12 protein-coding genes are annotated in these 11,826 nt (G+C 54.9%); 4 read left to right on the top strand and 8 right to left on the bottom strand.

Annotated elements, in window-relative coordinates; translation table 11 throughout:
- The 3 genes from PCI15_RS01450 to PCI15_RS01440 all read left to right on the top strand — a co-directional run bounded on the left by PCI15_RS01450 (nt 1) and on the right by PCI15_RS01440 (nt 2,894).
- Entirely contained in the window at nt 1-798 is a 798-nt protein-coding gene (locus tag PCI15_RS01450) for a PP2C family protein-serine/threonine phosphatase (protein ID WP_271272598.1), read from the top strand.
- Between the two features lie 135 nt (nt 799-933).
- Nucleotides 934-1,704, top strand: a complete 771-nt coding sequence (locus PCI15_RS01445) for a glycerophosphoryl diester phosphodiesterase (RefSeq protein WP_271272597.1) — start codon at nt 934-936, stop codon at nt 1,702-1,704.
- Nucleotides 1,705-1,964: 260 nt separating this feature from the next.
- A complete protein-coding gene (locus tag PCI15_RS01440; RefSeq protein WP_271272596.1) occupies nt 1,965-2,894 on the top strand; it encodes a LysR substrate-binding domain-containing protein in 930 nt (309 codons plus the stop codon).
- A 43-nt stretch (nt 2,895-2,937) separates the two neighbouring features.
- Here PCI15_RS01440 and PCI15_RS01435 read toward each other — a convergent pair whose 3' ends face one another.
- From PCI15_RS01435 to PCI15_RS01410, 6 genes are all read right to left on the bottom strand, one after another.
- Complete coding sequence (locus tag PCI15_RS01435) at nt 2,938-3,771, bottom strand: DUF4198 domain-containing protein (RefSeq protein ID WP_271272595.1); 834 nt, start codon at nt 3,769-3,771, stop codon at nt 2,938-2,940.
- Nucleotides 3,768-4,259, bottom strand: a complete 492-nt coding sequence (locus PCI15_RS01430; protein WP_271272594.1) for a DUF2271 domain-containing protein — start codon at nt 4,257-4,259, stop codon at nt 3,768-3,770. The genes PCI15_RS01435 and PCI15_RS01430 overlap by 4 nt, the downstream gene beginning before the upstream one ends.
- A gap of 20 nt (nt 4,260-4,279) precedes the next feature.
- Nucleotides 4,280-4,876: a PepSY-associated TM helix domain-containing protein gene (locus tag PCI15_RS01425; RefSeq protein WP_271272593.1), complete on the bottom strand. Its 597-nt coding sequence runs from the start codon at nt 4,874-4,876 to the stop codon at nt 4,280-4,282.
- A 68-nt stretch (nt 4,877-4,944) separates the two neighbouring features.
- On the bottom strand, nt 4,945-6,870 hold the full coding sequence (locus PCI15_RS01420) for a TonB-dependent receptor domain-containing protein (RefSeq protein ID WP_271272592.1): 1,926 nt from the start codon (nt 6,868-6,870) through the stop codon (nt 4,945-4,947).
- A gap of 107 nt (nt 6,871-6,977) precedes the next feature.
- Entirely contained in the window at nt 6,978-8,312 is a 1,335-nt protein-coding gene (locus tag PCI15_RS01415; protein WP_271272591.1) for a histidine kinase sensor domain-containing protein, read from the bottom strand.
- A complete protein-coding gene (locus PCI15_RS01410; protein ID WP_271272590.1) occupies nt 8,309-9,016 on the bottom strand; it encodes a response regulator transcription factor in 708 nt (235 codons plus the stop codon). The genes PCI15_RS01415 and PCI15_RS01410 overlap by 4 nt, the downstream gene beginning before the upstream one ends.
- A gap of 279 nt (nt 9,017-9,295) precedes the next feature.
- Here PCI15_RS01410 and PCI15_RS01405 point away from each other — a divergent pair, with 279 nt between their 5' ends.
- A complete protein-coding gene (locus tag PCI15_RS01405) occupies nt 9,296-10,519 on the top strand; it encodes an MFS transporter (RefSeq protein WP_271272589.1) in 1,224 nt (407 codons plus the stop codon).
- Between the two features lie 98 nt (nt 10,520-10,617).
- Here PCI15_RS01405 and PCI15_RS01400 read toward each other — a convergent pair whose 3' ends face one another.
- Nucleotides 10,618-11,073, bottom strand: coding sequence for a hypothetical protein (locus PCI15_RS01400; RefSeq protein ID WP_271272588.1), 456 nt, complete (start codon nt 11,071-11,073; stop codon nt 10,618-10,620).
- A gap of 297 nt (nt 11,074-11,370) precedes the next feature.
- Entirely contained in the window at nt 11,371-11,823 is a 453-nt protein-coding gene (locus PCI15_RS01395) for a hypothetical protein (protein ID WP_271272587.1), read from the bottom strand.
- Nucleotides 11,824-11,826 lie beyond the last annotated feature (3 nt).

Here is an 11,826-nt window from a genome sequence, read left to right as displayed (position 1 = left end):
ATGCATGACATCAAATGTAAGGAAGTATGGGGTGGCATCCGCAATATCGACGAAGATATCCGCACCTGCGGAGTGGAAGCCAGTGTATACAGCAGCGCCGCCGACGGAGACAGTGGCGGAGACATCTATTATTTCAGTGTCTGCTCTACCGATAAACTGACCCGCATTGTGGTTGCCGATGTCATGGGCCACGGCAAAGCGGCCCGCGATACCAGCGCCTGGCTGTACCAGGCACTGCACGACAATATGAATATGATTGATGGCAGCCACATTCTGCGACGGCTGAACCGGCAAGCCAATTCTATCGGTTATGAAGCCATGACCACGGCGGCCATCATTGCCTATTACCTCAATACCGACCGTTTATATTTCAGTTATGCAGGCCACCATCCGGTGCTGATCAAACGGGCCTCGGATTCTAACTGGCATGAACTACAACTGCCGCTGGTTGAGCGCATTTCTGACTGCCCACTGGCCATTGATGAAGATGCAGAATACAGCCAGTGCGATATTCCTTTCGATGCCGGCGACAAGGTTTTCCTGTACACCGACGGACTGATCGAAGCGCCCTCCCCCGACGGTGAATGCTTCGGCGTAGACCGGCTGATAAAACTGCTGGACCAGCACGGGAATGCCAGCCCGCAAACCCTCAAACACACAGTCCTTGCCGCCCTGCGCCGCCACACTTGCCAGTCAAACTTCAATCATGACGACACCACCTTTACCGCCATTGAAGTGCATCCCCTCAATCATAATCCCGCCGACACATCCGCCTGCCCGCCCGGGAGCCGGTCTTAAGCCACCCAAGATTAACCGAACAGATCCCCCCGCGTTCTCCCTTCATGCAAAACAGGCTTGATTCACAAACAGTTTCAGACAACCATAGCCGGATTCTGTAACCCCAAGAACCTATAAAAAATAGGACAATAAAAAATGTCAGCGTCAGTCACGGTTAATTTCAGCAAAATCATGGGCCACCGGGGTGCCCCAAGTGTGGCACCGGAAAACACTCTCGGAGGCTTTCGAAAAGCCGCCGAACTGGGCGCCCGCTGGATCGAACTGGATGTGTCCCTGCTGGGAGACGGCACCACCGTTGTCCACCATGACAACAGCACTGACCGCTGCAGTGACCGGCAGGCATCACTGGACGACCTGACTACCGCGGAACTGAGCGGGATCAACAATGCGGCACTGTTTCCGGACTGGCCGGCAGAGCCGGTGCCGACCCTGCGTCAGGTTCTGGATCTGTTCAATGAGCTGGATCTGGGTATGAATCTGGAAATCAAGGATCACGGCGTACCTGCTGAAGATATCATCCGTCCGATCATTGCCGAGCTGGAAGCCAACTTTAACGACTATTCCCGGCTGGTCGTCTCCAGCTTCAGCTACGAATTACTGGCATGTTTCCACCGGCTGGCCCCTCAGGTGCCACTGGGGCTGCTATACGATGAACTGCCGGACAACTGGCAGGATCAGGCCCGGGCGCTGAATGCCTTCAGTATCCACCTGGACTGGCAAAACCTCAGCTACAACCAGACCCGGGCAGTCAAAGACGCCGGCTACCCGATCTTCTGCTGGACAGCCAACGATCCGGAAGCCTTTAAATCCCTCTGGCACTGGGGGGTCGATGCAGTGATCAGCAACAACCCGCAGGACTTTTTTGCCGCCGACCACGACAATCTCTGCCCCCCCGAAAACGGCTGATACTGAATGGCGGCATCTCAACACCCGGCCGGACACCGCTGACCAGATCTGTTATCAGTGCTGCGGTGGCTGCCCGGCTCACATAGTGCGATACCCTGATATCCCGCTTCGTCACAGAGCCCATCCATGCCCCCTGTACACATGCTATGCAACGATGTCACGTTGATATTCTTTACATCCGGGTCAATAATTTCCAATACTCTACAAAGTCCGATCTATCAGCTTATGTTATAGGTGATACATAAAAATGGCTTAAGCAAATGAATGTTAAGCAAATAGCTGCATTTCGTGCAGTGATGACCTCCGGCAGTACAGTAGGCGCGGCAAAAATGCTCTACATCTCCCAGCCCGCCGTTACCCGCCTGATAAAAGATCTGGAAGACAGCTGTGATTTTGCACTGTTCGAACGCCGCAGCAGCAGGCTGTTTCCCACCCCCGAAGCAGAATCCCTCTATGAAGAAGTCAGGCGACATTTCATGGGGATGGATCAGCTGGCCCAAAGTGTTAAACAAATCAGAACCCTGCGCACCGGCCGTTTACGGATCGCCGCGATACCGGCGCTGGCATACAGTGTATTGCCCCGGATCGTCAGTCACTTCATGCGAACCCGGAAGGCTGTTTCTTTAACACTGACGCCGGCATCTTCGGTAAACGTCGCGAAAATGGTTACTTCTCAGCAATTCGATCTGGGAATTGTCATGCTACCGGTCAACGCCGGGGAGCTGACATTCCAGCGCTGCTATGGCACCAGCTTCCGGTTTATCTGCAACGCTGATCACCCTTACGCTGAACGTCAGGAAGTCGTTGCGGAAGATCTCCATGAACAGGATTTTATTGCCATCAGCGAACAGAATCCGTTAACCCGTTACCGGATAGACGCCCCATTACACGCGAAGCATATCCACCCCCGGCAATCAGTTGAAACGCCGATGTTCATTACCGTGCAGGCACTGGTTCAGGAAGGTCTGGGGGTTTCAGTTATAGACCCTTTTACCGCCAGTATTTTTACCGAAAACGGCGGTAAGAGCCTGAATTTCCGGCCCGATATTCCCTTCTACTTTGCCTTTATTACTCCGTTTAATAAGCAGATATCAGCACTGGCAGAAGAGTTTATAAGCTGCTTTGAACAGCGGGCGGAGAAAATCACCGATATGACAAGAATCAGCTATGAAGAAATCGATCTGAAATAAAAAACACCGGCCAAAGCCGGTGTTTTTTTTAACGCAGTGCTGCTCAGCCTGGCTGAGCTTCAAAGGTCAGGAACAGGGCGTGCTCCTGAGCGTCTGCCCGCAGTGAATCCGTATCCTGCAGCAGTTCCGCTTTCAGCAGGTAACGGCCCGCCTGAGGGGGCGTGAAACTGACCGCGCCGGTGCTGTCCGGCTGCAGCTGAATTTCACCGCGCTGATCCCGGTACAGGGTGCCATCCGGAATGATTTCCAGCAGCATCTCAGCGGTCACCGGTTTGCCATCCAGCAACACTTTAAAGCTAAATGCTTCACCGCTGACGACATCATTCGGGTGTATTTCAAAGTCCAGTTCCAGACCTTTATTCTGCAGTTCAATATTTTCAGATGAAGGTGCACGACGGGTTACATAAGCGGTGCTTTTACCCTGTATTGCCAGGGTTTCTACATGTTCGGCCCCCTCCGGCAGCAGTACATCCCGTTGCAGCTTATCGGCTTCTATACGGTGCATTCTGTCACTGCCCGGCAGGCTGTAAAATGTCAGGAACCGGGTATCCTGAAGACGCAAACGGTAGGTGCCTTCGTCAGCCAGCTTAAGATCAAAAACGCTCTTACGCTTCCCTTTAAAGTAATGCGCTAACCGCTCACTCTCACCCTGAGGCGACGTGATCGTCAGATCTTCCAGACTGAAGCCTTTATCAGCCACAAAAATAGTATTCGACGCGGTTACATCCACGGTCACCCATTTGGCGGTATCTGAGGATGCCACATACTCATTGGGCAGCAGCCAGTAATCATGGGCCTGTGCGATCTGACCGGCTAACGATACGTAAAGAGTCCCGGCTGCTATTGCCAGGGTGCGTAATTTCTTTCCTGCAGTCATCGACTGACTCCTGTATTAACTGAACCTTCTCCCAGCTCTGCGCCGGGCTTTAACTGATAACTCTGCGGCTCGCCGCCTAACTGAATCCGTTGTTTCTGCACACTGCGGTTACCGTGTTCCCGGGCGGCTTCCAGTACGATCAGATACTCACCGGCCGGCAGAGGCTGCCCCTGATCATCCAGACCGTCCCAGTAAACCCGGTAGTTACCCGGTTTACGGGTTGCCCCACTGAAGGCATCCACCGAATCCAGATAACGGCCACTCTTGCGCCACCAGCGGCGCAGGTCTTTCAGCCAGTCTTCTTCATCAATCCACAACGCCAGATTGCGGACAGCCTTCCCGCCGGATTCCACCCAGATCACCACATACGGCCGGCGGTATTCATGGCTGGTTTGCTGCGGCAAACTGACGTTAATTTCGACCTGTGATGCGGCCGAAAGCGGCTGACTGAAGCACAGTAACAGCCCCAGAAAAGGGATAATTCTCATCGCTATTCCTTAAAAATCACTCAGGGAAGCAGGGCAATCCAGTAACCGGCTGCCAGCACCCCGGTACCGGCAGCAGCAACTTTAAACAGGGTGCGCCGGCGCTTTTTCTGCGGCACCACCAGCCACAAACCGGTAACAATGAACACCAGCATGATGAGCGCCGTGATATCCAGTAACAGACGCCACCAGATACCTGAATAACGGCCCATATGCAGATCATTCATCACGGCGACCAGACCGTTACGCTGATGAAAAACAGTTACCTCAGCCGAGAAAGGGGAAAACTCAACTGAGCTGTAACCGCCGGGCCGCTTGATATCGATCAGCAGCATTTGCTCATCAGTGTCCCAGTCATAAATGACGGTACCGCCTGTAAGACCGTGCTGATCTGTCAGCCAGCGGCGCAGTGCATCGGCGCCATCCAGCGGACGGGCCTGCCAGTCCGTTGCCTGCATGATGGTATCCGGCACCGGCAGAAACTCTTCCACTGCACTGCCACGATCGGTAAACCAGTCCCGGTGGTTCAGGGTGATACCGGTAACGGCAAAAAACAGTACCAGCGCCAGCACCACAACGGAGCTGTACACATGAAGGGTACGCAGGATTCGGTAATTCATTGCAAAACAGCCGGATACAAAATTCATCATGCAGGCTGCCAGACGCTCTGGCAGCCGTTAAAACCTATTCAGAAGCGCATCGCCAGCGTCAGGCGAACGTCCCGGCCCGGCTCAGGCAAACCGATGATGTCGCCACTGTCAGTGCTGACACCGTAGCTGGCATGATCCAGATACTGCTTATCGAACAGGTTCTTCACCGTGACGGTCAGGGCCAGATCTTCACTACCGGTCGGTAACCATTTGGCGAAGGCGTCATGCACACCGTAGCCCGGCTTTTCGGCACGGCCGGATTCAACCCGCTCCAGGCGTTGCACCAGACGGGATGACCAGCCCAACTGCAAATCATAATCCGGCAGGTCATGTTCCAGATTCAGGCTGACAGTATCGCCAACCGCGGTACCCACCGACATGGTGCCGTCGCTCAGCGGCTCACCGTTCAGGGTCGGACGGATGTGGCTGTAACCCAGGCTGGCCCGGGTACGGTCCCAGTCATAGCCCACACGGGCAGTCACGCCTTTGTTCTTCACTTTGCCGTCATTGGTAATCACGCTGCGGCTGGTGCGGCGTAACGGGTTATCAATTTCACTGTAAAAGGCGGTGGCACTGAAGGTCAGATCATCCTTTTCGTAGTCAAAACCGAATTCAATGTTTTCTGCTTCTTCCGGTTTGACGTTGTCTCCGTAGGTGGCAAAGTTCAGCAGGTAAGCCTCTTTGATCCCCACGCCCCGGTAGGCCTGCGCATAGCTGGCATGCAGATCAAGGTTCTCAGTGACGCTGTAACGCACCCCGACATTGGGGCTGAAACCGTCGGAGTTAATGTCCTGACCGGTAGTGTCATTCAGCTGATAGTTGTCGTAGCGCAGTCCGGCCGTCAGCAACACCGTATCGCTGAGCTGGTAGTGGTCCTGCAGATACAGGCCAACCAGATCCAGCACTTCATCCTGACTCGGGCCGGTGGTACTGGTGTTGTTGATGTAGTAACCGGTATCACGGCGCAGGTCCGTGCCCAACACCAGCTTATGCGCACCCAGATCAAAGGTGTTATGCGCATTCATACCGATGCTCTTTACGCCGGCACCGTCTTTGGCACCGCTGTCGGGCTTCTGGGTCAGATAGCTTTTGGTGTAATACAGGTTGGTCTGCAGGTTCACCAGCGGATTATCCGTATTCAGGTTGTACTGCACATTGCTGGTATTGCGGCGGCTCTGCTGCTGGTTCGCCTGGTTCCAGCCGGCAGCCACAAAATGCGGCCGTACATTGCGGCGGCCATCGTCATAGCGGGCTTCATGGCTAAAACGCAGCGTTTGGCTTTCATCCAGTTTGGCCACCAGTTTCACATAACCGTTTTCCTGTTCGGTTTTGGTGTTATCCAGCGTATTACCGTCACCGTCGACAATTTCACCGGTATCGGTTTTGGAGAATGACGTCAGCACAGACACATTATCGCTCAGGCGACCAAAAATACTGGTGCTGGCTTTACCGCCTTCGGTGTTATCAAAGTAGCTCAGCTTCACCAGCGCGCCGACGTCCTCACCTTCACGCAGCAGGTCTTCAGGGTCCTTGGTGATAAAACGGATCGCCCCGCCCAGCGCACCCGGACCGTCTGTCGCCAGGCCCGCCCCGGCGTTCACTTCTACCTGTTTCAGCAGTTCAGGTTCAACCGATAAACGTCCCTGATGGTGAAACAGGTAACCGGCCTGAGTCGCGCCGTCTACGGTAACGTTCAGCATGGTGTCTTCAATGCCGCGAACATACACTTTCTGGGCAATGCCGAAGCTGCCGCCCACGCGGATATCAGGGTCCTGGCTGAAGATATCTTCAAGATCAGTGGCCTGATACTGTTCCAGCTGTTGCTGGGTGATAGTGGTCTGGTTAGGATCGACCGGTTTTCCGGTGATCAAAATAGCGTCCTGTGCAGAGACAGCGCCGGCCTGCATGGCCGTTGCTAATGCAACAGCTGTTGCCAGCCGGTTCACAGGCAATCTGAGAGACATAAGGTGTTACTCCGGTTAACTTGAAAACGAATGCGAACGATTATTGTTAACCTGAGTAAAATTGACAGTAGCTTTACATGTTTTACATATTAACTGTTTGCCCGTGTTTACAGCCGTTCCGGAGCGATTATCTGTAACCGGTCGATAATAATTTCCAGCCCGCCGTCACAGTTCTGTGCGCTAACCCGTGCAGCAATACTCTCCAACTGACGCCGGGCCAGCGCCAGCCCCAGCCCGAAGCCACCGGCTTCCCGTTCCCGGGATTTATCCACCCGGAAGAAAGGTTTGAATATCGCATCCAACAAGCCTTCCGGCACCCCCGGCCCCTGATCCCGCACTGTTATTTCAAGGGTTTCAGCCTGCCGGATCAGCAGGACAGTGACCGGCCCGTCCGGTGAGTGACGAACCGCATTGCGGATAATATTTTCACAGGCCTGACCAAGACTGCGTTCACTGCCAGCCACCCAGATCTGCTGATCCGGCACCTGCAAATGAATGTCCCGGCCGGGATATTCAAACCGGGCATCGTCAACAATCACCTCCAGCAGGGCCCGGATATCCACCGGCACGGGCTCCGGTTTATAGGCGGCATTATCCAGCCAGGCCAGCGACAGGGTATCTTCCACCAGTTTTTGCATTAGCCCCGCTTCACGGTAGATCCGCTGTTCTTTATCCTCCCGGACGGAACTGAGCGCCAGATTCAGGCGCTGTAACGGTGTCCGTAACTCATGGGATAAGTCATTAATCAGGTGCCGCTGGGTCTGGATCAGGGAGCCGATGCGGGCCGCCATAGCATCAAAGGTTGCTGCCAGCCGGGCCAGTTCATCGCTGCGCCCCTTAAGCTGCGGCCCGACCCTGATTGCAAAGTCCCCGGCCATAAACTGCCGGGTCGCATGTTCCAGCTGTTGCAGGGGGCGCATGAAGTGCCGGTACAGCAACACGCTGATCACAATCATCAGTAACAGCGGGACCAGTGTATGCAGGGAAAAGTGGATATAGGGCCACCACTGTCCCGGGCGCATCCGCTGCGGTAATTCGATCACCAGTGAAGCGCTGCCATCACTGAACGGCAGCTCCATCAGGGGATTGTCGTGATACAGGTGAATGCCCCAGTCGACGCTGCGGCCCAGTTCAATGTTCTGCCCCCGGGGCATCTCAACGTCAAAGTCCACCAGCGTCTCTTCAGTCACCCGGACAATGCTGACAAACACACCTTCCTCGGCCCGCAGCGCATTGACCCAGCGGCTGGCGGCCGCCCGGTCACCCTGCTGTATCAGCTTTTCAGCTTGCTGCCCCAAAGCCCGCAGCTCCGCTTTATGTTCCGCAGCAATCCGGCTGGCATTTCTTTCAATGTTCAGACTCAGGGAGGAGACCAGCCAGACCAGCACAATGCTCCCCAGCGATAAAATCAGACTCAGTTTCCAGAACAGTTTGCGGCTCATTTCAGACAGTACCCCTGACCGTGCATGGTCACCAGACGGCTGGCGGCAAAGCCGGTCCGTTTAAGCTTGCGGCGCAGGTTACTGATATGCATATCGATACTGCGATCATAGCGGCTGAACGGCCGCTGCATCAGTTGCTGGTACAGGTGAGATTTACTCTGCACTTCCCCCCGGCATTCAATCAGCATCCATAACAGCCGAAACTCCATATCCGTCAGCACCAGTTGCTGATCCTGATAACGCACCTGCTGTTCGGTTTTATCCAGCGTTAAGGCATCAAACCGCAGCTGCTCAGTGGCCGCGGCCGGAACAGCCCGGTGACCGGCAGAGCGGCGGATAACCGCTTCAATCCGTAACATCAGCTCGGTAATGCTGAACGGTTTGGGCAGGTAGTCATCCGCGCCACACTGAAAACCGCTGATCCGGTCTTCTTCAGCCCCCCGGGCGGTGAGCATTATCACCGGCGTTGAGCAGTACTTGCGTAAGCGGTTAAGCAGCGCAAAGCCATCCAGCCCGGGCAGCAGAACATCCAGTAAAATCAGGCTGAACTGATCATTCAGTGCCGTATTCAGCCCACTGTCACCGTCATAACACTGCCGGGCCTGATAGCCGGACGCCCCCAACTGCATGGCCAGCTCATCACTCAGCCCATGGTCGTCTTCAATGATTAATATATGCGGCCGCTGTGCCACTGAAGCTTGCATAATGATCCCCTCCGTCTGAGGGCCGCAAGCTTACCGGATGAAAATGCAAATAAAAACCATTCACATCAATATCAGTCAAATAAGTGCCTGATAATCTGTGCCGTTAATCACCGTAAAAACACCCGCTTTCCGGCCGAAACTTTCCGGAAACAATAACCTTTATCAACGATAAATATTATTTCTGAAATTTGTTTTGCCATTGTTTCCTCATGGGACTAGGATGCCCACATTTATAGCCATATCGCTTCACAATCAGGTCTTTTAAAGGATTTTTCCTCCATGCACATGGCATTCGTCTTTGGTATGAACCAGTTCATCAGTCACGGGTTTGGCATATTTCTGTTTGCCAGCCTGGCGCCGCTGATGCGTGAGGAAATTGCCTTCACCAACTGGCATATCGCGGCCATTGGGGCACTTTCGCAACTGGCGTATCTTGGCGGTGCAATGCTGATCAGCACGCTGGGGGAACGTATCGGGTCCGCCCGGCTGGCTATGTTCACCGCCAGCAATATCACCCTCATGCTGTTCGCCATTTCTGTCCTGTCCGACCCGCTACTGATTCTGATCGCGCTGGCGCTGTTGTCTGCCAGTGCGTCGATTAGCTGGAGTACCATTGTTGAGGTAATCAGCCGCTGTGGCCCCATCGAAAAATGTGCCACTTACCTGTCTGCGGCCGCCAGCGGCACTGCCTGGTGCTGCAGCTTTAACGGCTTGCTGTTGCTGTTCATTGTGCCCCAGCTGGGCTGGCGGGCCGGCTGGCAGATCGCCGCAGCCTTCGGGATCTGTGTCATCATTGCTAACTGGCTACTGCTCAGAAAACTGGGATTAATGGGTGCCGCTTCCCGGCAACCGGCAACCGGCGAACAGCCGGTCAAAAACAGCCTGAGCATCCCGGCTCTTCTTAATACGGTGATGTTTGAGCCACTGGCGCGTTTTACCTGCCTGATCTGTTTTTGTGTGTGCTTCTCGACCATTCCGTTCGCCAACTGGCTGAATATCTATCTGGCGGAACTCAGCTTACCGGGGGATCTGGGTGGGTATACCTGGAGTGCAATCGGCCTTTCCGGCATGGTTGCAGGGCTCACCGTTGGCCGGCTGGCAGACCGTTTCGGCTACCAGTTAGCCTTACTGCTGATTTGTGGCATTTTTGCACTGGGGCTGATGGCTTTTCTCTATGACCAGAGCAGCTTTGCCCTGATCGCCGGCATCAGCTACGGCATCATGTATTTCCCGATCTGGGGGATTATTTCCGGCTGGCTGAGCAAGGTGTACAGCTCCACTGTCACCATGCAGATCAGCAGTGTCTGTATGATCACCGCAGGGCTGGGTGGCGCGTCAGGCAATATGATGGTTGGCTGGGTGCGCGAATCCAGCGGATCACTGGACATTGCTTACTGGGTGCTTACCGCCAATGCTGTTCTGCTGGCTTTACTGGCTGCCGGCGCTTTTTTCCGGCGGCATACCGCCAGCCTGTCACCGGCGGTTCCCACAGCACAGCACTGACCGAACAGCCGTCGCGGTTCCCGGCCTGACTCAGGCAAAAAACAGCAATACATTTCAGGGGGGAACTGCAACGAAATGTATCGCTGTTATAACGGCTGTCAGGCGCTGTAGTTTGCCAGCAAACCGGTACTCACACCGCTGCTGCCGGCGTTTTTCAGATCATCGCCAAGCAGGCTTTTCAGCTGATCCACGTTGATGCTGCCATCTTCACTGACCACTCCGGCGGCGGCTTCGTCGCCAAAGGTTGCGGCCAGACGAGCCTGTAATTTCTCCGGCGAAGCCAGCCCTTCCGAACGGCCGGCACCGTCAGGCCGTGCCCGCGGTCCGGCGGTTTCCAGCAACCCGGTCAGCCCTTCAACACTGACACTGCCATCTTCATTGAAGGCGGCGGTGGCTGCGTCACCGAACCGCTGTTCCAGACGTGCCGCGAAGGCATTCGCATCAATACGCCCGCTTTCCAGACCTTCAGCCATCCGGCCGGCGATATCACTCGCCTGGGGGCGCTGCCTTCCGGCGATACCCGGCTGTATAGCACCTGCTGTATCTATATTCATTATTATCTCCTTATATAAGAGTGCCGGAAGCATTCAGCAAAGGGCATTCCAGATATCGGTAAAGCGCTTGTTTTTACTGCTTTTTTACACAACATTTACGCTTTCTTAAGACAATCTTTACATTCAGCCCACGGCAAGTTGAGTGCAGCGATTCAGCCAGCGCTGAAGCGGCAAATGTCTGCCGGCCACAGCAGAAACCGCAGAAGCAATCACAGAAGCGCACCCGGAGACGGGTAACAGCAGATAAACAGAAGAGGGAAAACCACCAGCCTCAGAACAGGGCTGGCGATCAGCACATCAGACTTTTTCGTTCAGATATCCGGGGCCGGAACGGGCCGGCGGCGCATCTTTAACCAGATCAACCAGCGCGCCGAAATCCACCTTGCCGTCCGCATCAAACACCTTTGCTGCGGCATCATTACCGAACTCGTTAATCAGCTGGGTCTGCAGGGTTTCCTGACCGGCAGGTACGGTATTAGCGGGGGTTGTTCCGGGCTGACGTCGGGGGACCGGTGCTGAACTTTCCAGGAGTGCGCTAAGCCCTTTGACATCAACACTGCCGTCTTCTCTGACAATGCCGACCGCACGGTCACCGTAACGGCCTTCCAGACGTTCTGCGAACTTAGCCGCGTCGATTTCCCCCCGTTCAACCCGGGTGGCCAGATCCGCGGCGATATCTTTTGGCTGCGGACGTGCCGGTGCACCGCCAAAAAACTCAACAACGGCATTGCCTATGGTTCCGACATTCATGCT

The organism is Aliamphritea hakodatensis, assembly GCF_024347195.1.
Classification (GTDB): domain Bacteria; phylum Pseudomonadota; class Gammaproteobacteria; order Pseudomonadales; family Balneatricaceae; genus Amphritea; species Amphritea hakodatensis.
Note: the sequence above shows the minus strand (reverse complement) of the source record. Positions and strands in the feature narration are given on the sequence as shown.